Here is a 22,101-nt window from a genome sequence, read left to right on the forward strand (position 1 = left end):
TAGAAAATTAACAATCCACTGGGTCATAGGATATCCTTGAAAATAAATTTTATAAAACGTATCAAGTTGTAATATTTTTGTCAATGCCGTTTCGATGAGATTTTATATATGAACAGCGATAACTGGGGAGAGTGAAATGAACAAAAACGATTGAACGCAAAGTAATCATGTGTATAATGCCTGGGTTGAAAGAGCATCCACCATAAGTAAGTTTAAGTTAGGCAAATAGAGTAATCAATAATGCAGCAGGTGATTGAAAGTCAAATAAAAACAAATTTAATGAATTTTTGTCAAAAAGATATGCGAGACTACTTTGCCAGTATCGGAGAGAAGTCATTTCACGCAAAGCAGGTGTTTAAATGGATACATCAAAAAGGCGTGACTTCTTTTGAGGAAATGAGTGATCTTAGTAAGGCTTTGCGGCAGAAACTCATTGAGCTTGCGGAAGTTGTTACTCCTAAAGTGGCACTTGACAAGCCATCGAACGATGGTACGCATAAATGGCTTATTGATGTCGGTGGTAACTTGGTTGAGACCGTTTACATTCCCGAGGATTCTCGTGGGACATTATGTGTATCTTCACAGGTGGGTTGTAGCTTAAACTGTAGTTTTTGCTCAACAGGTAAGCAAGGCTTTAATCGCAATTTGAGCGTTGCCGAAATCATTGGACAAGTATGGACAGCAGTGCGTACACTTTCAAAGCAGCATGGTGAGTATGATCGACAAATTACTAACGTCGTGATGATGGGGATGGGTGAACCCTTGATGAATTTCGATGCAGTAGTAAAAGCGATGGATATCATGATGGATGATCTGGCTTATGGGTTATCCAAACGTCGAGTTACCTTAAGCACATCAGGGGTCGTGCCGCGCATTTATGATTTATTGGAACAATCAGATGTATCCTTGGCCGTGTCTTTGCATGCACCTAATGATGCGCTTAGAAATGTATTAGTGCCTATTAATAAGAAATATAATATTGACCAGCTAATGGAGGCATGCAAATTATATGCGCAAAGAGGTCCACACAAGGAAATCACCTTTGAATATACGCTAATGGAACATGTCAATGATGAGCTAGCACATGCAAAAGAGCTAGTTACACTATTGAAGTCAAAACAGGTACCCGCTAAGATCAACCTTATCCCATTTAATCCTTATCCTGGCACGCCATACAAGAAACCAAGTAATAACCGCATCCATCGCTTTCAGCAATATTTAATGGAGGCGGGCTTTGTTACAACGATAAGAAAAACCAGAGGTGATGATATCGATGCCGCATGTGGTCAGTTGGCAGGTAAAGTGCAAGATAAAACAAATCGCCAGGCACGATATCAGCGTCAACTAAGTGAGGCATAATGTCTAAAATTAGGAGTTTCATAACCAATGTCGGTTTGCTGTTGTTAGTAATGGTGCTGACAAGTTGTGCAAGCAACACAAAGTCATTGTCAGGCGTTCCCGAGGAAGTTCAGGTAAATTATGAAAAAGCTGCTAAAATCAATGCTCAGCTAGCGGTGGTATATGCACAAAGACAGATGTTAGATCGAGCGAAGGAAAAACTACTAAAAGCAAAGTCACAAGATCGAAACGTTGCAACAATTTATTATGCCGAAGGTTTATATTACCAAAATTTAGGTATGCCAGATAAAGCGGAAGCATCTTATCAAAAAGCCTTACATATGGCGCCAAGTGATTTTCAAGCTTATAATTTTTACGCCCAATTTTTGTGTACGAATAAGCATCAATATGATCGTGCCAATGCGTTTTTCAAAGAGTCAATTTCGTTATCTAGTAACGTTAATTTAGCAGAAACTTTTACCTTGTATGGGCGTTGTTTGTTGGCACAAGAAAATTACAAGCTTGCACAAACTTTTTTTGAAAAAGCGATTGATCAAGGGTCATCAGGCAGCACCTTGGCATATTGGGAGTTAGCCCAACTTGAATATCAACAAAAAGAGTATCAAGATGCGCTTACAAGAATTAATCGTTACATTGAGCTTGCTGGAAAAACTCAAGAGAGTATTAGGCTGAAAATGGATATTCTGCAAGCATTAGGACAATATAATGAGGCTACAAGTTTACGTTTGCAATTAAGCTCTAATCTGTACGAGTAGATGAAATAATGATTTTATCGATTACCAAACGCTTATTTCGGACAAAAAGACGTTTATGTGTTTATCATAATGAGATTGATCCTGGACGTAAAACTTTGTTTTTTATTCATGGAATTACCGGTAGTGGAATTAACTGGCAAGCTCAATTTCGTGAGCTTTCGGAAAAATATAATATTGTTGCTTATGACTTATATGGCCATGGTCAAAGTGGGCAGCCTAAGGGCATAATCGAGTGTTCAATGGTGCAAAGTGTATTGGACGCACAGAGCATTATTGAATATTTTAACCTTAATAACATCACGATCATTGCCTATGGTTATGGTGCATTAATTAGTTTGTTGTTATGTGAAAAATACCCCAAGCTTATCCATAAGCAATTGTTAATTAATCCAATTCCTTATGAAGAATTAACAAACTTACCATGGTATTTGCGGTGGCCATTTTCCATATTCTATCGTTTTTTTAGACTCAATAAAGCACAAGTTAAAGCTCAGGGTAATAATAGTTTAATGTTACCAAAAATGTGGGTAATACGGGCTTATTATCAGGCACTTATGAGCTTGCCGACCTTTGAAATGGGAAATTCAAAAGTGCGTGTCAAAACAATGCTGTTACGCTCGGTGAAGTATACAGTTACAAAGCGTAAGAAGATTGATAACTTCTATAAGATTTTTTATCGTGCTAAGATTAAACCGCTTGAAAGTATTTCGCCTTTTCCGATGCACCAAGCAAGAAAGCGAGTGGATTATTTTCTAAAGCAAACTATTGATGAGCTTAATATTCATGCATTTCGTAATTTAATTTTTGAAGGAGCAGGTGTACGTGGCATTGCTTATAGTGGTGCCATTACGGCATTGGAATCTTTGGGTGTGCTTAAAAACGTTCGTCGTTTCGCGGGCACCTCTGCTGGCGCAATTTATGCTATTTTCTTAGCAGTAGGGTTTAATGCAAAAGAAATTGAGGAAATTGTAAGCCACCTTGATTACACGCTTTTTATGGATGCAAGTCGTAATTTTATCAGTAATTCTACAAGGCTTTTAACCGACTTTGGCTGGTATAAAGGAGATTTTTTTATCAACCATATGGCTAAATTGATACAGCAAAAGTTACCAGATGGATTTTTAAGTTTTAAAACGCTCAAAACTTTAACTGGCAATGATTTATATATTATTGGCACTAATCTTACAAAATCATGTGCCGAAATATACAGTGCAGAAACAACGCCAGATATGCAAATTGTTGAAGCACTGAGAATTTCTACTTGCATTCCGATGTTATTTAAGGCCGTCAGGAGAAAAGAAGGAAAAGAAGAAAATATACTTGTTGATGGTGGTTTGGTATGGAACTGCCCAATTGAGTTATTTGATCATCATAAGTACATTTACAACTTGTTGAATATTTTACCACATTCAAAAGCAAAAGATAACGATCGTAGTGTTTTAAACTTAGAAACGTTGGGCTTTCGTTTGGATCCTGGCGAAGATCCTCTACGTTCAATGCGTACGGCACCTAAGTCCTATCATAAAATAGGCCATATATTTGACTTTACACGCGAGTTTATGAAATTTTATTCGGCAGGTTCATTAAAGCGTCATTTAGAGCCAGATAACTGGAATCGTGTAATTTTTGTCGATACGTTAGACGTGGTGGGAACAGATTTTGAGATTTCCCAGAAAGAAATTGAACGGTTAATTGAGCAAGGAAAAAAAGGTGTCTATCAACACTTCGCTTGGCGAATGAGTGAAAATGGGGTAAAGTTCCCACAGTAATTTTAAGCAGTGATTCTAAAAGGTAGAAAGAATAGCCATGCGCGATAAAAAAGAAAATAAAGATAAGTTACAAAAAATTTTAGCGCAAGCAGGTCTTGGTTCTAGACGCAAAATGGAAGAAAAAATTCTTCAAGGTCGCGTTATAGTTAATGGTAAAATAGCCCAAATTGGTGATCGTGCTTCAATGGATGATAAGATTATTGTTGATGGTAAACCATTTAAAAACCAAGCAGTGATTTTGTCTCGACCACGTGTCATTATCTATAACAAGCCAGATGGAGAGATTTGTACTAAAAATGATCCCGAAGGTCGTAAAACAGTATTTGATGCCTTGCCACGACTAAAAATTGGGCGTTGGATCATGATTGGTAGATTAGATATTAATACAACAGGGTTATTGCTTTTTACAACAGATGGTGAACTTGCTAATCGGCTAATGCACCCATCATATCAAATTGAGCGTGAATATGCTGTGCGCATTTTTGGGGATGTGGCAGATGAAACGCTTGATAAACTTAAACAAGGTATCGAACTGGAGGATGGTTTAGCACAATTTAGTAGTATTCGTTTTGTTGGTGGTGAAGGGATTAATAAATGGTATCACGTTACGCTATCTGAAGGTAGAAACCGTGAGGTGCGTCGTATGTTTGAAGCAGTTGGTGTACAAATAAGCCGTTTAACCCGTGTTCGTTATGGAGATGTCATACTACCGCGTTATTTAAGTATGGGTAAGTCTAAAGAGCTATCACCAGAAATCGTCAATGCGTTAAGACAGAACGTTAAAATGAAACGCTTCTTCTTTCCCAAAGGGTTGCTTGATAAGCTTGATCGTAAAAATAAGTAGCTATGCACAAAACCAAAATTACCTTACCTGCTTTAACACATGAAGAGCAACAACGCGTCAATGGGCTTTCGGCTTATATCACCAATTTGATAGAACATAATGACGGTCAAATTAGTTTTAAGCAGTTTATGCAACAGGCATTATATGCACCTGGTTTGGGTTATTATACAGCAAATAAAGAGAAGTTAGGTGAAAAGGGGGATTTTATTACAGCTCCTATGACGTCAAGGCTTTTTGGTCAAACTTTTGCCCTTCAGTTTGCAGATATCCTTAAAACTCTGGGTGATGAAACCGTTATTATAGAATTTGGTGCTGGTACTGGTCAGTTTGCGTTAGATTGTTTAGATAAATTGCATAAGCTCAATGCGCTACCAAAATCGTATTATATTATTGAACCTAGTCCAACTTTAAAAATTCAGCAACAACGGCTATTACAGCAATTGGGTGAATATTATCAGCATATCTTTTGGTTGTCAGCACTACCAAAAGAGAAACTCTCGGCAATCGTGTTTGCCAATGAGGTGTTGGATGCAATGCCAGTAGAATTATTTCGTTTTAATAACCATTGCTATATGCAAATGATGGTAACATATGAAAACAATCAATTTGCGTGGTGTGAAAATATCCAGATTGATGAGCACTTGGCTAAAGCATTACAAGCATTACCACTAACAAACTATGCGCTCAATGATATCATTTATCAGTCTGAAATTAACCTTTGGATCGAACCGTGGTTGGCATCGGTGCAATCTGTTTTGAAGCAAGGTGTGGTATTTATTTGTGACTATGGTTATCAGAGACCACTTTATTATAACGAAGCCAGGACAATCGGTACCTTGCAGTGTTATTACAAACATCACGTGCATGATAATCCACTTATTTATGTTGGTGTTCAAGATATTACTGCACATGTTGATTTTACAGCACTAGCCGAAGCTGCACAAAGATTGGGGTTTGAGCTTGATGGGTTTTCAACACAAGGTGCTTTTCTAAGTAGTGCAGGAATTTTGTCTTGTTATCAATCTGAAATTAAAAGACTTAAGCAAGTAGAAGCATTAGCGCTTACACAACAATTAAACCAACTAACTTTAGGCACAGATTTAGCTGAAAATTTTAAAGTAATGACCTTGTCATATCATTATGATCATGTTATTGATGCGTTTGATCATATTGACTTAAGTTATTTATTATAAAAATATGAAAATTGAGGATAAAGAATGTTTAAAGAAAGACTATTGATGTCTGAGCATATTTTTCGCGCGTATGATATTCGTGGAACTTATCCTGAAGATCTCAATGAAAATGTTGTATTTAATATTGGTTTGGCTTTTGCTAAGCAAGCTTTAGCTCAGAATGAAAAAGAAGTCTTTATTGCACGTGATGGGCGTCTATCTGGACCTATATTGTTAAAGGCATTGGCAGAAGGCTTGCAAATAGGCGGGTGTGACGTTGTTGACATTGGTGCAGTACCAACTCCTGTGCTTTATTTTGCAGCCAAGACTAAAGGAAGTGGTACGGGAATTATGCTAACAGGGAGTCATAATCCAGCAAATTACAATGGGCTTAAGATGATGATTGCAGGTAATACATTGGCTCAGGATGACATTCAAGCCTTAAAAGGTATTATTTTCCAAGATGAAATCAGTAAAGTACCGCAAAAAGGTATTTATCAATGGCTTGATATTGAAGAAGCTTATATCGATTACATTGTTAATCAAGAGAAGTTACAAAGACCACTAAAAATCGTTATCGATGCGGGTAATGGAATTACAGGTAAGATTGCACCGAAATTATTCACGGCATTAGGTTGCAAAGTGATAACACTTTTTTGTGAGGTAGATGGGACGTTCCCTAATCATCATCCAGATCCAAGTAAGCCGCAAAATCTAATGGATTTAATTTATGCAGTTAAAGAACATCAAGCAGATGTCGGTCTTGCATTTGATGGCGATGGTGATCGTTTGGGTGTAATTACACCAAATGGTCAGAATATTTTTTCTGATCGCCAGCTTATGTTGTATGCCGAAGACGTGTTAAAACGTCACCCAAATGCTACAATTTTATTTGACGTAAAATGCAGTAAGAACGTAGCAAATTTTGTTGAGAAGCTAGGTGGTAAAGCAGTGATGTCTCAAACAGGACACGCTTTAATTAAAAAGAGAATGAAAGAAACAAATGCAGAGCTTGCAGGAGAAATGAGCGGTCATATATTCTTTAATGATCGTTGGTTTGGTTTTGATGATGGCTTGTATACTGGGGTAAGGTTGTTAAATATCTTAGCTAGTAACATCAAAACACTTGATCAGATTTTTGCTACTATTCCTGAGAGTATCAGCACTCCTGAGATTAACATTGAAGTTCCAGAGATACATAAGTTTAAAGTAGTAGATGTGCTTTTAAGAGAGGCAACGACAAAATTTAAAGATGAAAAAGTGATTACAATTGATGGCATACGTGTTGAATTTAACGATGGCTGGGGTTTGGTGCGTGCATCCAATACAACGCCATGTTTGGTGCTACGTTTTGAAGCGGATACAACCGAAGCACTTGAGCGAATTAAACAAAATTTTATGCAATGGGTGACTGTTATTGCCAATAGCATTATGCATTAAGAGTTTGTCATAAAATCCTCAAAATTCTCAGCGAAATTTTACTTGAAGGTGAAAAATTTGCATTTTGTTTGTCAAGGTCACTAAAAATCTTTAACATGCTACTGTAATTATCAACGTGAGGAATTTCAGTGAATCATAACATTGTTATCTTGGGTAGTCAGTGGGGAGATGAAGGCAAAGGTAAAGTTGTTGATTTTTTAACAGATAAAGCAGATGCCGTGGTACGTTTTCAAGGTGGGCATAATGCGGGACACACTTTGGTGATTAAAGGTGAAGTCACTAAGTTGCGTTTAATCCCATCGGGGATTTTACATGAGGGAGTACAAAGCTTTATTGGTAATGGTGTTGTTGTTTCGTTAGATGCACTTTCAATTGAAATGAATGAGCTTTTGGAGCGTGGAGTTCCTGTATTTGAACGTTTAAGTCTTAGTGAGGCTTGCCCTGTTGTGTTACCGATACATGTAGCAATTGATGAGGTCAGAGAAGAAGCGTTGGGAGACCAAAAAATCGGTACAACTAAGCGTGGTATTGGTCCTGCGTATGAAGATAAAATTGCAAGGCGTGCGATTCGAATTGGAGATCTGGCTCATCCTGAAAAGCTTAAAGCGAAACTCAAGGTGTTATTGGATCTTCATAATTTTACGTTGAAAAACTATTATCGTTCACATCTTCAATTTGATCTTGAAGAAACTTATCTAAAATTATTAAATCATGCGAAAACCATTTTACCTATGGTATGTGATGTTTCTGCTAAGTTAAATGATATCCGTAAGAATAAGGGCAAAATTATTTTTGAAGGGGCGCAAGGCACGCTTTTAGATATTGATCATGGCACTTATCCATTTGTGACTTCATCCAATACGATTTCAGGTACGGTTGCTTCAGGTGCTGGATTTGGTCCTTGTTATATTGATGCAGTTGTAGGTATAACCAAGGTGTATACAACACGTGTCGGTAGTGGTGCTTATCCAACTGAGTTATTTGACGAAATTGGTGAACATTTGGGTAAAAAAGGGTGTGAATTTGGGACGGTAACAGGTAGAAAGCGTCGAACTGGTTGGTTGGATTTGGTGGCATTAAGACGTGCTATTGAAATCAATAGTATTACCTCTATTTGTTTGACCAAGCTAGATGTTTTAGATGGTTTGAAAGAGCTTAAAGTATGCGTGGCATATGAGTTGGATGGCAAAGAGGTTCATTATCCACCCTACGATAATGCTGATTATATGCGCTGTAAGCCAGTTTACAAAACTTTCATAGGCTGGTCACAAGAGACATTTAATCAAACGGAATATGAAAAATTACCGAAAGCTGCACATGATTATATCAGCTTTATTGAAGAGTTTTTAGATGTGCCAGTGGATATTATTTCAACAGGACCTGAGCGCAATCAGAATGTCATTGTAAAGTCGATTTTTTAATGATTGCTTAACTTGTGATATTCGTCGAAATACAAAAGTTGGGATGTCTTGTTAAAAATAAATAAAGGTAAAATGACATTTAAGTGGTGAAAAAATCATCGATAATGCGTACAATGTGCCAAATTTAAACATGGTACCAACGCACTGTAGTTTTTATGTCTTTGCAAAATACTTCTATTCAAGAAAATAAAAAACAATATAAAGCGGTTTCACTTATTTCTGGTGGTTTGGATTCAATGCTTTCGACCAAGATCATTCTTGAGCAAGGGATTCATGTCGAAGGGATCAACTTTTTTACAGGATTCTGTGTTGAGGGTCATACACATGCTATTCGCAAAAAAGATCAATCCAAGCGAAAGCGTAACAATGCTTTATGGGTTGCTGAGCAACTTGGAGTCAAACTGCATATTATTGACGTTATAGAAGAATATAAAGATGTACTTTTGAATCCAAAATATGGCTATGGCGCCAATATGAATCCATGCTTGGATTGTAAGATTTTTATGGTTAAAAAAGCCAAAGAATGGGCATTTGAAAACGGTTTTGATTTTATTATTACAGGAGAGGTGGTTGGACAGCGTCCGATGTCACAACGAAAAAATACTATGCCGGTTATTCAGAAACAATCAGGTGTTGATGATTTGCTGCTTCGACCATTATGTGCCAAAAACTTGCCTGAAACTAAGCCTGAGCGTGAAGGCTGGGTGGATCGTAATAAATTATTTGATTTTCATGGACGCAATCGCACTCCACAGTTTGAATTAGCAAAAGCATATGGCTTTACAAATTATGCTACCCCAGCAGGTGGGTGTTGTTTCTTAACTGATAAACAATACTCAGATAAGCTTGTAGATTTATGGAAAGGGCGAAATGGTAATCGTGATTACGATTTTGATGACATTATGTTATTAAAAATAGGGCGTCATATTCGACCGAAACCAGAGTTCAAACTCATCATTGGCCGTGAAGAAGGGGAGAATAAATTTTTAAATGGTTATAAGCGTCAATTTCCAAGTATAACGGTTGAAAGCCATGGTGGACCTTTAACTTTAATAGATGGTCAGTTTCCTGAAGTAGATGAAATCTTTGTTGCAAGAATTATTGCGCGTTTCTCACAAGGCAAAGATGCAGAACAAGTGACTTTACGCTTTAATTACCCAAATGGTGTTGTGCATGAACAATCGGTTAAACCTTTTAGTGTTGAAGAAGTCAAGCAAGAGTGGTATGTGTAATGAAAATTGACCTTGAGCTTAATTTACGCAACCTTTTGTGTCCAATGCCGGTAATTAAAACCCAAAACGTTTTGAAAAAGATGTGTTTAGGAGAGCATTTAAAAATCATTTGTACTGATCCAGGCGTAAAACATGATATTCCAACTTGGTGTAAGATCAATGATTATGTTATCGTAGAGCAATTTGAGCAAGACGATGATTTTGTATTTGTAATTAAGGCATAGTGATGGATACAAAGCTATTAAGTATTTTAGTTTGCCCTGAATGCCAGGCACCTTTGGTATATGATAAGGAAAACAAAAGGCTTATTTGTAAGGCAGATAAGCTGGCTTATCCGATTATTGATGATGTACCACGGATGTTGGTTGAAGAAGCGCAAAGATTAACGCTAGAAGAAGTCAAACACTATGATTAAACGACATATTATTATTCCAGCACGGTTACAATCAACTCGTCTGCAAAATAAACTTTTGTTAGAAATTGCGGGCAAACCCATTATTGAACATGTTTACCAAAAAGCATTGATGTGTGGTTTTGAACAGGTCATCGTCGCTACGGATAGTGATGAAATAAAAAAAGTTGTTGAGACTTTTGGTGGCAATGTTTGTATGACACGTCATGATCACCAATCTGGTACTGATCGTTTAGCAGAAGCAGCTTATAAACTCAATATTCTTGATGATGATATCATTGTCAATATTCAAGGAGATGAGCCACTAATTCCTGTGGAAAACGTCATTCAGGCTGTTCAGTTGTTGGTAACAAATAAACAAGCATCGATGGCGACTTTGTGTGAGCCTATAATCGAAGGAAGTGAAATTCATAACCCAAACTGTGTTAAAGTCGTATTTGATCAACAAGGATATGCACTTTACTTTTCGCGTGCACCTATTCCTTGGCAACGTGGGGTGTTTGATCAAGGGCGTGTTAATATCGGTGATCATTATCGACACATTGGCTTGTATGCTTATCGGGCAGCATTTTTAAAAGAATATGCTTTGATGACAAAAAGTCCATTAGAGCAAGTTGAATCTCTAGAGCAACTAAGAGTGTTGTGGCATGGGAAAAAGATTGCAATAGCAATTGCTAAATTTAGTACCCCTCCAGGTGTTGACACTCAAGCGGATTTGGATAAAGTGAGAAACTTGTATGAAAGGCTTTAAATTGGATGACAATCTGGCTACAAGTTCAAGTTTAGTAGTAGATCTCGGTGACATTGAGCTAAGGTTGTCTAATAATGCGTTGTTACCATGGTTGCTACTTATTCCAAAAGTGAATGTGATTGAATGGTATGAGCTTGATGAGAACATGCAAAGGCGACTCAATCAGCTTATTAATGTGTTGTCTAAGTTCTTAAAAGAAGTGTTAAATGTCGATAAGGTAAACGTTGCAATCATAGGCAATGTGGTCTCACAAATGCACGTTCATGTTATCGGTCGTAACAAGGATGATTTTTGCTGGCCGAATGTAGTCTGGGGGAAAAGTGAATTTAAGGCTTATACGGAAGCTAAAAAACGGCAATTATGCTTGGCATTACAAAAAGAAATTGATGCTTTTTGTTGTTAAAGAAATTTCTAAATGTGACCGCATTTTGAGCATGAATAAAATATAGACAGCAAGCCTGTGATTGAGTCAAAATAAAACTCTAAAAAGTGATAAAATGCAATTGACTTTAGGTCTTTAGCCCTTATAATTTGATCCTGTTCTGCGGGAATAGCTCAGTGGTAGAGCACAACCTTGCCAAGGTTGGGGTCGCGAGTTCGAACCTCGTTTCCCGCTCCAGCGGCTGGGTAGCAAAGTGGTTATGCAGAGGCCTGCAAAGCCTTGGACACCGGTTCGATTCCGGTCTCAGCCTCCAAAATACGCCCGGGTGGTGAAATAGGTAGACACAAGGGACTTAAAATCCCTCGAGAATTAAACTCTCGTGCCGGTTCGACTCCGGCTCCGGGCACCAAATAATTATTTCATAATGTTTCACAAAATCTTTAAATTCCTTAGCAAATAAGGGTAAATCTGATAATACAAATTAATATAGAATTTCACAATGAATTTACTTGCTGATTTTACGCTTAGATATGCACATTTTTGAACCGCCAAGCAAACGGTCGTTTTGTTTGTATATCAGTGTGCTACTGATGCATCTTGATTTTTCAAAAAACAATATGTAACAATAATAATTAAAATATGTCATTATGTATTTAGATGATTCAGAATTATGATTCTGACACCAAATAATAGGAAATATAGAGGAGATCTTTTAATGGAAACTAGTTTGCATAACTTAGAAAAAAATATTTTAAATAAATTTAATATAAATCAAGATGATTGGGTTGATTGGCGTTGGCAACAGAGAAACACTATCTAAAGATGCTGATGATTTATATGCATCCCTTGGTAATAGTTGGGAGCAAAACATTCAGGATAAGGTTATCCAAGCTACAACATGGTGAACGCTGAGGTTGAGGAAAATTATTTGCTAAAGTGCTGGGCTAAGGTTGGTGACGCATCTCAAGCGTTAGAGAGTTACACAACACTTTTAAATATAGTTACACCAAATATTTTGAGAGAGTCACTACTAAATGTGGGGGCGGTATCATGAGCAATGAAGCTGGGCAATTATTTTTTATACAGAATCATTATGTGCATCAACAGAATTATAAAGACCTTATATCGTGTGATGATGAAAGCGTGCGTAGCTTCAAAGCACATTGGGATAGACTGGTGCATGATGATAATTTCAAAGATTATACGAACAGGAGGCGACGTATACTTCGTTATACGTATGACGTGATATCAAATAATCTTAGAATTAATCGTGATAGTGAGTATAAATCCTCAGTGACATATGACATTCCCTATCAGCAAGGTGCTAATAAACTAACTTATGCCGAGGAAAGTTTTATCCATCATCCTATTACGCAGCAATTAATTACAACAGATCTTGATTTTTTCAAATCTCATCTAGATAAGCAGAGTCGTTATGAAGTGAATGCGCATTTGTTTAGAGTACAAGCTGATGATGAAGGTATTAGCCCAACCACTTCAGGTATTCATCGAGATGGCATGGATTTTATTGGGATGCATTTTATTGATGCGCATAATACAGTTGATGTGGTTTCAAAGCTTTATGCATCAGATCGATCAGAGAGTGAAGTGTTTAGTAAACCAATGAGCGCTTTTTTGGAAACTCTTCTAGTCAATGATCAGAAGCTTTATCATAGTGCCAGTGAAGTAAAACAGAATAAAAATACAAATCAAATCGCCTATCGTGATTTGTTGCTTGTGACTTTACACAAAACTAAAGAGATATTGGCATGACAGGTGTAGTTAATCAATGGCATGGCTCTGCGCGAAATGCATTTCTAATCATCTTTGCCCGAGGGGTGTCAGATTTCGGTGCATTTTTAAATATGGTGGCATTGTCGACATATGTTTATATTCTAAGTAACAGTGTTATGCACATTAGCATTTTCTTAGCCGCGCGTGTAGCTGGTGGTATTTTTGCCAGTAGTATTGGAACGCTGTTTTTTCGTCGTTTCATTGGCAAGTGGTCGCTTATTTGGTTTGATGTGTTGCGAGCGTTATTGCTAGCAAGTCTCTTTGTTATACCACAATCAATGCAAGTATATATTTTACCAATCATTGCCTTTGGCATCGGTCTAGGAAACTCGATGTTTTCGATTGGGATTAATACTCAAATTCCATATTTAATTCAGGATTCCAAAAGAGTATCAGTGAATGGATGGTTGTCTTCAATTTCAGCAACATCTGCAGTTTTGGGTAGTTTAGTATCTGGTTTAGTTGTAGCGCTAAGTGGTTATGATGCAGTTTTTGCACTGAATATCATTACGTATTTGTTAGCTGGCATCATTATCTATCCGATTACGATTTTACGTGATCCTAGTAAACAAAAAACTTCTTCAAATAAAGAATGGCAAAATTTATTTAAAGCACTACGAGGACATAAAATGCTTGCCTTTATATTGCTAATTACTATGGCAGATACATTAGGCAGTGCGGCACATAACGTGGGATTTCCAATTATATCAAAACTCATTACTCCAGAATCAATTAGTAGCACTGTGGGGCTGATTTTAGCATTGTGGGCAATTGGCAAATTTGGCGGAGCTCGCTTAATAAGCCGATTACTCAAAAATAAAAACAACTTAAGTATGGAGCGTTTTTTCATGCTTGGTGTATTTTTAATGTCGACAGGTTTCATTTTACTGTTTGCTCAAAGTTCTACAATGTGGCTTATTCCTTTTGCGATGTGGGCTGGTTTGGGAGATGGGGTATCTGAAGTAAGCTTACTATCACGTGTACAAAATGAATCTGATGAAGTACGACTCCCCATTTTCAGTTTATTAACTTTGATGCAGATGACAGGCTTTGGTATTGGGATGTTAATCGTCGCACCATTCTTCGTGTGGTGGGCGCCGATGTATGTTGTGATATTATTTCATGGTATTCCTATTGGAATAATGCTCATGGTGTTTTGTAAAATGTATAGTCATCTATTTAAGCAAACCGATACTATGATTGCAAAGTGAGAAATATGTTTTTTATTTTCCCGTAAAGCCTATAATCCTTTGATATTAAAAGGATTTTGGAGATATATATTCACCAACTTTATTAAAAAGCAAAACGTTTTAAAGATATATAGAATAAGGGCTAAAGGCACTTTGAGAGTACAAACCAGCGCTATCTGGAATTAACGCCAAAAGGTAAATTCTAACATTATTTCCGAGGTTGTTTGTTTATCACATCTCTAGAGATACCCTCTAGAAACAAAATTTACAACCTCATTTTTATCTCATGGCTAAATTTCGTTCTTTTATATCGAACTTACATTATACAGAGGGATCCGAAAAATTTATTGAAAATCTGAAAGTTTTGTATTTAAATGGTTTTGTTTTCTTAGTTTGGAGTTGGTTTTGGAGCGGTGGATGAATAAGAAACTGTATCTGTTGTTATTAGGAACATTTATCATAGCAGGTTGTGCGCAGAGAGATATACCTAGGTTACCATCTCAACAAATGTCGGAGGTTGTGCTTAAAAAACATGAACCTTCTCAAACGACTTTAATGCAAATAGCAAGTGATCAAGCTGCTTTGGCTGATATAGAAGATAGCAATGCAAGGGTGGAAGAAGTACAGACAAATGCAAAACAGGATTCTGAGATTCAACTACAAAACGATGAGAAAATAAGCATTAATCAACCTGTAACCTATAAAGTTGAGATTGGCGATAGCTTATATAGCATTGCGCGCAAAAATAATATCAGTATTGTATGTTTAGCCAAAGTAAATAAAATAAACGATCCTAATCGCTTAGCTGCAGGGCAAACTTTAACTGTTCCTAAAGCCAGTGATTGTTAATTTTTCTTATGCGATAGCAATTAAAAATAATAAGCCTGTGTATTCAGCTTTGAGACTGGTAGCTACGACTGGACTTGAACCAGTGACCCCAGCATTATGAATGCTGTGCTCTAACCAACTGAGCTACGTAGCCACAACAGGGAGGAATATTATCAAGATTGAGTTTGTTGTCAATCCTTTTTTAAACATTTGTCGAGAGGTGTGGATTTGAGCGCTATTTTAGGTAATAGGTGCTGATTTTTGGTTGAATTGTGTCTATAATGTCCGCCTGGTCGCACAATATATAGGCATGTGAGCCGTTTAGGAGTCATAAAAAAATAGCTGATATAGTTGTGCCAGAGTGAATGAGTAAATAAATTTAGGAACCTTTAAATGTCTGACGGTAGAAATAAGCTAAATGATTTTTCATTATTAAAATCATTAGTGGGTGGCAAAAGCATAAAAGATAAAACAGATCGGTTGCGCAAGGCACATGCAACTGCAGCGAAACGTAATGAATCTCAAGAAGTATCTAAAGAGAGTCAGCGTCCTGCAATGCAATCAAAGTCAGAACAAAAAACATTTGAATGTCACACAAGACAAGAGCGGATCAATCAGGTGAGAACTCCTTTTAGGATGCCTCAATATGGTCAAAAACCACAAACAGAGCTTATTGTAGACATCCCAGAAGGGCAGCAACAAGAAGAACTCATTATTGAAATCAATGTAGAAAAAGAGCGTTTGAAAGAAGAGCAGCGCTTATTTAAATGGTTGTGTCAACGTTTTCCAAAGTGTTTTGACCCTAAGAGCAAAAAGCCGCTTAAGATTGGCATTAGTGAAGACATAGAAATTATTTATTATAATGAACATTATGCTCCAGTTGATCCTTACATATTAAAGAATGTGATCAGGCGTTACGTTGGTGATACTCGTTATCAGCATTCTGTGATTGAATATAAACAGCGTTTTAATTTATATGGTCAGCCAGTTCAAGATTTCAATGAAGAGCATATTTCGTATGCAAAGCAGCGCTTAGATGAAATTGCGGAAAAAGCTGAGTTGAGGGCGCAAGGTATTAATGTCAGGGAATATTATCAGCAAAAACGCGAAGAACAAAAAAAGACAAAGGAATTACAAGGAAGTAGTAGTGTGGCACAACAAAGTCAGGATTTACAACAATAAGTTTAGGTAACGTCAAGTGCATGAGTTCTGTAAAAGATCAGAAAACACCTCAAATCGGAATATTCATCTAGTGGAAGCTTGACAAGCTAAAAAGGATAGCTCAATACTAGCATCCTAGTTTAGGACAAATAGTAAATATTTTAGATGCTGCCTGTATTGGATAAATTGTATGAGTACTACTCAGTATACGAAAGCTTTATGATTGCATTGAAAGAAAAAGGCTTTCAAGGCGATATGCAAAACGATTATGCTACACGAATTAGTAGCTCAGTGGATAACAGTATTTATCAAGTTGTACCAGAACTGGTGCTTTTCCCAAAAAATGATCGTGACGTTGCATTAATATTTCAATTAGCAGTAAATGAACCTTATCAAAAGATAAAGTTTAGTGCGCGAGGTGCTGGTACTGGTACAAATGGTCAGTCTTTAACAACAGGTGTCATAATCGACACAAGTCGCTATATGAACAACATCTTAGAGATTGATGTTACGGAAAAATACGTTGTTGTAGAACCTGGTGTGGTATTAGATCAGCTAAATGAGGCATTGACACTATATAACGTCTTTTTTGCACCTAATTTGTCGCCAAGTAACCGTGCGACAATTGGTGGTATGGCGAGTACCGATGCGTGTGGAAAAGGTTCTCGTGTCTATGGACGTACCAGTGAACATTTACTATCACTGCAATGTGTATTAAGTGATGGTGAGGTGGTTTCATTAGAAGAAATCTCTTTTGAGAGTGTCGCTAATATAATAGAAGAAAAACAAAAAAATGTGTCACTTTTAGCAGACGTGTATCAAGCCATCAGTGATGAAATCGTAGCAAAATACGACAAAATAGAAGCACAGTTTCCAAAGCTCGATAGATTCATGACAGGTTATAACCTTGCTAAGTGTTATGATCAGAATAAGCAAAAGATTAACATAAACTATCTTATTTCAGGTGCCGAAGGGACATTGGCATTTATCATAAGTTTAAAGCTTAAACTCACGGACATACCAAAACACAAAGCTTTATTTGCGATTAGTTATGGTGACTTTGATCAGGCATTGCGTGATGCTAGAGGTCTGTTAAGCTTAAACCCAGCAGCTATTGAAACGATTGATGAATATATTTTGAAGTTGGCCAAAGAAGATGAAATCTATCCACAGATTCGTCATATGCTTGAAACTCATACAAATTATGATGTCTGTGCACTTAATTTGGTAGAATTCATTTCTCACAGTGAAGATGAATTATTGCAAGCTTTGGATCAAGCAAAAGCCTATTTTATGCAAAAGGATCGTTTGTTTTATTTAGCTTATGACAAAGAGGAAATGACAGCTTTATGGGAACTTAGAAAAAAAGGCGTTGGATTGTTAGGAGCAATGAAAGGTCGTAAGAAACCAATCCCCTTTATGGAAGATACAGCCGTGCCACCTGAAAATTTAGCAGATTACATTGTAGAACTAAGAGCATTGTTAGATCGTTATAACTTAAGATATGGCATGTTTGGTCATGTGGATGTTGGTTGTTTACATATGCGTCCAGCATTAGATATGAATGATCCAAAAGATCAAAGATTGGTGGTGACGCTTACCAAAGAAGTCAATGATCTGGTTAAAAAATATGGGGGTATATACTGGTCTGAACATGGAAAAGGATTTAGAAGTGAGTACGTAAAAGATTACTTTGGTGAGGAGCTTTACATTTCTTTGCAAAAAATCAAAAGAGCATTTGATCCCTATAATAAACTCAATCCTGGCAAAATTGTGGTGCCGTATGAAAGCAAGGATGAGCTTGTTAAAGTTAATGGTCCTTTTAGAGGAATAGAAGATGCTAAGGTCGATACTCAAACACAGAAGGTGTTTTCAGGAGCATTTGAATGTAATGGTAATGCGGCATGTTTAAATTATCATCCAGACCAAGTGATGTGTCCGTCTGCTAAGGTTTCACATAACTGGGTCTATTCACCCAAAGGGCGTACAGCACTGATTCGGGAATGGTTAAAGCAGCTAGCTGAAAAAGGCTATCAGGTAAAACCGTTTTCGATTAGCAATAAAAAGCGAAATGATAAACCTAATCAACATGACTTTTCTTATGAGGTTTATCAGTCTTTAAATAAGTGTTTGAGTTGTAAAGCGTGTGCGACAGCTTGTCCGATCAAGGTTGATATTCCTCATATGAAACCGATGTTTTTAGCTGAATATCACAAGCGTTATAAGCGTCCCTTAAAAGACTATGCTATTAAATACGTTGAACGAATGACAAGGTGGCAAAGTATTGTGCCTGGTATCTCAAATAGCTTGCAACACTTACCTTTTATTAAAACATGGGTTGAGAGAAACCTTAAATTGGTTGATTTACCATTCTTGTCAAAAGAAACTCTTAAAGCTGGGTTAAAAAAGCGTAACGCACCTACATTTAGTTTGTCACACCTAAAGCAGCAGTGTGCAGAAGATGCTTCAAATATTATTTGCATTGTTCAAGATGCATTTACGAGCTTTTACGATGCTAACGTTGTGCTTGCTGTTTATGATTTATTAACAAAATTGGGTTTTTATGTTTATGTATTGCCATTTTATGAAAATGGTAAAGCTGCCCATATAAAGGGTTTTTTACATTATTTTAAAAAGAAAGCGCACAGAGTTTGTATGTTTTACAACGAAATTGCTAAATTTAATGTCCCATTGATTGGTATTGATCCAAGCATGACTTTGGTTTATCGAGATGAATATAAGGTAGTATTAAAAAATAAAGTTCAATTTAAGGTGGAGCTCATCCAAGAGTGGCTGGTGAAAAAACTGCCTAATTTGGAAGATAAGCTTTGTGCGATTAAACCAAAGGAGGGACTTGTGTCGCTGTTAGGGCATTGTTCAGAACGTGCGCTAGCCGCTGTTTCTATGATCCATTGGCAAAAGATTTTTAAAGCATTTGGTGTCAACCTTGAGATTGAAAAAGTGGGCTGTTGTGGAATGGCTGGTACCTTTGGTCACGAAAAAGATAACTTTGAGATGTCTAAGCAGATTTACGATTCTAGTTGGCACAAAAAATTACAAAACAAAAAAGCTCAAGTTTTTTTAGCAACTGGCTTTTCTTGTAGGTGTCAAATAAAGCGTTTTGAGCAAAAAACAATAGACCATCCTATACAGTTTTTAAATCAAATAATATGAGCTTTTATGCTTTAGATTTTTCAATAACCAATAAAGTTAAATTATTTTAAAAAGCCCTTGCAATGAGGATTTCAGACGCTATAATGGCTTCTCGTTGGGTCGTTAGCTCAGTCGGTAGAGCAGCTGGCTTTTAACCAGTTGGTCGCAGGTTCGAATCCTGCACGACCCACCATGATTTAGTTTTTTTATTTTTAACCTTTTCATGGGTTTCTTTTTTTATAAAGATAGTGTATGCCAGAGGCAAACAAAATGGCTAAAAATAACGTGATAGTTAATATAAGCTGTTCCAGTGGATTGCCTGGTAAATATCCCATTATAATGACAAAGAGCATAGCAGAACCTATGTTTATAAAACTCATCATAGAAGATGCCGAGGCTTTATCTTCAATTGCAGAAGATGCATAAAAAGTTGCTGCCGGAAATAATAGTCCACAAAAAAAGTACAATAAAGCAAAGGTAGTAAAAAAACCAAGTGTACTTGCCTTAAAAATAAGCATTAAAGACATTATAAAAATACAAATAACGATGCAACTTAGCGCAATGAAAATCACTTTATTGGCAGAAAACGATTTTAAAAGACGAGGTGCAAATAACCCACTGATGCCGCTTCCAACTATGCTTAATAGGTTCCAATATCCGTAAGCCTCCTGGTGTAAGGTTTAGCATAGTGTGAGCAATAATGGGCGCAGCAGCGGCGTAAGCGTATGATATTGTTGAGGATAGACCAACAATAAGTGCATAGTGGCGTAATTGATGCTTTGCAAAAGCATAAGCATATTGATGAATGATTACAGTTGGATGTAATCGGTGTTTTGTCTTTAAAGTTTCTGGAAAAAAGTATGTAGATACATATGCCAGTAATCCGTGGATAAATAAAAAGATAAATAAATCCTGCCAATCCATATATTGTGTGACAATACCACCCAATGTTACAGCAAGGGCAATACCTAGCATAAAAGAGAGCGTTGAATACGAAATGACTACTTTTGCTTTATTTGGTGCTAAAAGCTCATTAATGATGGTAAAAGTACAAGCAAGACCAGCTGATGCGCCAAGTGCTGTGATCAGCCGTCCGATCAATAACAACTTATAGCTATACAGGATATCTATTGAAGCTAAATAGCATATTGTAATACCAGTGAGATTTAATAAAAATCCAAAACGAATCGCTTTCAATCTGCCATATGTATTGGCTAAAGGAGCATAGATAAGGTTACCAAACACATAACCTAATAGGAAGATGGCAACAAACCAAGATAGGTCGGGTGAATCAATTCCATAGAAGTTTTGGATTTGAGGTAAAGCAGGTGTGAGTATTACAGCTGATACAGAGGCAATGCAAAGGTAGTTAAGGAGGATGATATTTTTATAATTCATACTTTTATTTTTTTCTTTTATTTTTTTATGTTTGATCGTTTGGAGAGATTGTAATAAGGCTAAAAAATTAAACAATACGTAAAAATATTGACATTAGTTAAGTTAATATGAACAATCTGCTAAACCTATAAGTCAAAACTTGATAGCAATGTTTAAAGATGCGTTTTCATTGGTTCAACTAGAGTCATTTTTAGCTGTAGCAAAGTTTGCAAGTTTTACAAAAGCTGCCTATTACTTGGGTATTTCAAAATCGGCAATTAGTCAAAACATTAAACAGCTAGAATTGATGACAAAAGTGAAGTTGGTTATTCGCACAACTCGACAAGTTAGCCTTACTGAGGAGGGTCATAAGCTCTTTGAGCAATGTCAGCGTTTAGAAAACGAGTGGTTTGGTATTAAGCAACTCATCGGCAGTTTTGATGAACATCCAGAGGGTGAGTTGGTGATCAGCAGTAATGCATTTTTTGCTAAACAGTATTTAACAAAGTTGATCAAGCAATATTTACAGTTATATCCAAAAATGAATGTTTCACTGATAATAGAAGAACGGATGCCACATTTATATCAAGAAAATATTGACGTTGCATTTGGAGTGAACTGGAGACCAAGTGATGATGTCGTTGCACGTAAACTTATGGAAACAGATTACGTTTTTTGTGCAACTAACTCATACTTGAATCGACATGGGATACCTAAAAGTTTACAGCAACTTAAACAACATCAATTTATTCCGCATAGTGCACGAGCCGCAACAATTGTTGGTAAAACAGATAATCAAAGTCATTTTTGGGCAACAAGGTTAAAAGCAAATAATATAGATTGCATGAAGAATTTTGTATTATCCGATATGGGTATTATTCAAGTGCATCGATATATTGTTGAGCATGAGCTAAAAAAAGGTGAGTTAGTAGAGGTTCAATTGAGCGATTTCAGTTCTCAGGTAGTGAATGTCAACATGTACTATCAAAAACATCAATATGTGCAACCCAAAATTAAAACTTTTGTTGAGCTTGCAAAAGAGATGTTGCTTTAAGGTTGCA

General features: G+C 36.7%; 21 protein-coding genes and 5 tRNA genes. 23 read left to right on the forward strand and 3 right to left on the reverse strand.

The window, feature by feature from the left end:
- The first annotated feature begins 240 nt into the window (after positions 1-240).
- The 19 genes from rlmN to DNJ77_RS04825 all read left to right on the forward strand — a co-directional run bounded on the left by rlmN (position 241) and on the right by DNJ77_RS04825 (position 15,370).
- Positions 241-1,359, forward strand: a complete 1,119-nt coding sequence (gene rlmN / locus DNJ77_RS04740; RefSeq protein WP_116963856.1) for a dual-specificity RNA methyltransferase RlmN — start codon at positions 241-243, stop codon at positions 1,357-1,359.
- A complete protein-coding gene (locus DNJ77_RS04745; protein WP_116963857.1) occupies positions 1,359-2,114 on the forward strand; it encodes a tetratricopeptide repeat protein in 756 nt (251 codons plus the stop codon). Before rlmN ends, DNJ77_RS04745 begins: the two co-directional genes overlap by 1 nt.
- Positions 2,115-2,122: 8 nt before the next feature.
- Positions 2,123-3,883, forward strand: a complete 1,761-nt coding sequence (locus tag DNJ77_RS04750; RefSeq protein WP_116963858.1) for an alpha/beta fold hydrolase — start codon at positions 2,123-2,125, stop codon at positions 3,881-3,883.
- Between the two features lie 37 nt (positions 3,884-3,920).
- Positions 3,921-4,727, forward strand: coding sequence for a 23S rRNA pseudouridine(2605) synthase RluB (gene rluB / locus DNJ77_RS04755; protein ID WP_116963859.1), 807 nt, complete (start codon positions 3,921-3,923; stop codon positions 4,725-4,727).
- Between the two features lie 2 nt (positions 4,728-4,729).
- Positions 4,730-5,920 (forward strand): class I SAM-dependent methyltransferase, encoded by a 1,191-nt coding sequence (locus tag DNJ77_RS04760; RefSeq protein WP_116963860.1) that lies wholly within the window; start codon positions 4,730-4,732, stop codon positions 5,918-5,920.
- 24 nt (positions 5,921-5,944) lie between these two features.
- A complete protein-coding gene (locus DNJ77_RS04765; protein WP_116963861.1) occupies positions 5,945-7,339 on the forward strand; it encodes a phosphomannomutase/phosphoglucomutase in 1,395 nt (464 codons plus the stop codon).
- 128 nt (positions 7,340-7,467) lie between these two features.
- Positions 7,468-8,760, forward strand: a complete 1,293-nt coding sequence (locus tag DNJ77_RS04770) for an adenylosuccinate synthase (protein ID WP_116963862.1) — start codon at positions 7,468-7,470, stop codon at positions 8,758-8,760.
- A 155-nt stretch (positions 8,761-8,915) separates the two neighbouring features.
- Complete coding sequence (locus DNJ77_RS04775) at positions 8,916-9,992, forward strand: tRNA (5-methylaminomethyl-2-thiouridylate)-methyltransferase (RefSeq protein WP_116963863.1); 1,077 nt, start codon at positions 8,916-8,918, stop codon at positions 9,990-9,992.
- Entirely contained in the window at positions 9,992-10,216 is a 225-nt protein-coding gene (locus DNJ77_RS04780; RefSeq protein ID WP_116963864.1) for a sulfurtransferase TusA family protein, read from the forward strand. The genes DNJ77_RS04775 and DNJ77_RS04780 overlap by 1 nt, the downstream gene beginning before the upstream one ends.
- 2 nt (positions 10,217-10,218) lie before the next feature.
- On the forward strand, positions 10,219-10,407 hold the full coding sequence (locus DNJ77_RS04785; protein ID WP_116963865.1) for a Trm112 family protein: 189 nt from the start codon (positions 10,219-10,221) through the stop codon (positions 10,405-10,407).
- Complete coding sequence (gene kdsB / locus DNJ77_RS04790; protein ID WP_116963866.1) at positions 10,400-11,155, forward strand: 3-deoxy-manno-octulosonate cytidylyltransferase; 756 nt, start codon at positions 10,400-10,402, stop codon at positions 11,153-11,155. Before DNJ77_RS04785 ends, kdsB begins: the two co-directional genes overlap by 8 nt.
- Positions 11,142-11,558, forward strand: a complete 417-nt coding sequence (locus DNJ77_RS04795) for an HIT family protein (RefSeq protein WP_116963867.1) — start codon at positions 11,142-11,144, stop codon at positions 11,556-11,558. The genes kdsB and DNJ77_RS04795 overlap by 14 nt, the downstream gene beginning before the upstream one ends.
- A gap of 141 nt (positions 11,559-11,699) precedes the next feature.
- Positions 11,700-11,774, forward strand: a tRNA-Gly gene (locus tag DNJ77_RS04800).
- A gap of 2 nt (positions 11,775-11,776) precedes the next feature.
- A tRNA-Cys gene (locus DNJ77_RS04805) sits at positions 11,777-11,850 on the forward strand.
- Positions 11,851-11,856: 6 nt separating this feature from the next.
- Positions 11,857-11,946: transfer RNA gene (locus DNJ77_RS04810), tRNA-Leu, on the forward strand.
- Positions 11,947-12,313: 367 nt separating this feature from the next.
- Positions 12,314-12,442 carry a hypothetical protein gene (locus tag DNJ77_RS10150; protein WP_275667767.1) on the forward strand — a complete coding sequence of 43 codons (129 nt, stop codon included), beginning with the start codon at positions 12,314-12,316 and terminating at the stop codon, positions 12,440-12,442.
- 145 nt (positions 12,443-12,587) lie between these two features.
- On the forward strand, positions 12,588-13,310 hold the full coding sequence (locus DNJ77_RS04815; protein WP_116963868.1) for a 2OG-Fe dioxygenase family protein: 723 nt from the start codon (positions 12,588-12,590) through the stop codon (positions 13,308-13,310).
- Entirely contained in the window at positions 13,307-14,542 is a 1,236-nt protein-coding gene (locus tag DNJ77_RS04820) for an MFS transporter (protein WP_116963869.1), read from the forward strand. The genes DNJ77_RS04815 and DNJ77_RS04820 overlap by 4 nt, the downstream gene beginning before the upstream one ends.
- Positions 14,543-14,938: 396 nt before the next feature.
- Positions 14,939-15,370, forward strand: coding sequence for a LysM peptidoglycan-binding domain-containing protein (locus tag DNJ77_RS04825; RefSeq protein WP_116963870.1), 432 nt, complete (start codon positions 14,939-14,941; stop codon positions 15,368-15,370).
- 56 nt (positions 15,371-15,426) lie between these two features.
- On the opposite strand, the gene DNJ77_RS04830 is transcribed toward DNJ77_RS04825, so the two are convergent.
- A tRNA-Met gene (locus DNJ77_RS04830) sits at positions 15,427-15,503 on the reverse strand.
- Positions 15,504-15,742: 239 nt separating this feature from the next.
- Between DNJ77_RS04830 and DNJ77_RS04835 the strand changes: the two genes are divergently transcribed.
- From DNJ77_RS04835 to DNJ77_RS04845, 3 genes are all read left to right on the forward strand, one after another.
- Positions 15,743-16,531: a ProQ/FINO family protein gene (locus DNJ77_RS04835; protein WP_116963871.1), complete on the forward strand. Its 789-nt coding sequence runs from the start codon at positions 15,743-15,745 to the stop codon at positions 16,529-16,531.
- Positions 16,532-16,675: 144 nt separating this feature from the next.
- Complete coding sequence (locus tag DNJ77_RS04840) at positions 16,676-19,684, forward strand: FAD-binding and (Fe-S)-binding domain-containing protein (protein WP_116963872.1); 3,009 nt, start codon at positions 16,676-16,678, stop codon at positions 19,682-19,684.
- 96 nt (positions 19,685-19,780) lie between these two features.
- Positions 19,781-19,856: transfer RNA gene (locus tag DNJ77_RS04845), tRNA-Lys, on the forward strand.
- Positions 19,857-19,884: 28 nt separating this feature from the next.
- Here the strand turns inward: DNJ77_RS04845 and DNJ77_RS04850 are convergent.
- Together DNJ77_RS04850 and DNJ77_RS04855 are read right to left on the reverse strand one after the other, a co-directional pair.
- Complete coding sequence (locus tag DNJ77_RS04850) at positions 19,885-20,190, reverse strand: hypothetical protein (RefSeq protein ID WP_116963873.1); 306 nt, start codon at positions 20,188-20,190, stop codon at positions 19,885-19,887.
- A 46-nt stretch (positions 20,191-20,236) separates the two neighbouring features.
- Positions 20,237-21,136, reverse strand: a complete 900-nt coding sequence (locus DNJ77_RS04855) for an MFS transporter (RefSeq protein WP_275667768.1) — start codon at positions 21,134-21,136, stop codon at positions 20,237-20,239.
- A gap of 73 nt (positions 21,137-21,209) precedes the next feature.
- Between DNJ77_RS04855 and DNJ77_RS04860 the strand changes: the two genes are divergently transcribed.
- Complete coding sequence (locus DNJ77_RS04860) at positions 21,210-22,094, forward strand: LysR family transcriptional regulator (protein WP_116963875.1); 885 nt, start codon at positions 21,210-21,212, stop codon at positions 22,092-22,094.
- The last annotated feature ends 7 nt before the right edge of the window (positions 22,095-22,101 follow it).

Origin of the sequence: Fastidiosibacter lacustris, assembly GCF_003428155.1 — a bacterium.
Lineage (GTDB): Bacteria > Pseudomonadota > Gammaproteobacteria > Francisellales > Francisellaceae > Caedibacter > Caedibacter lacustris.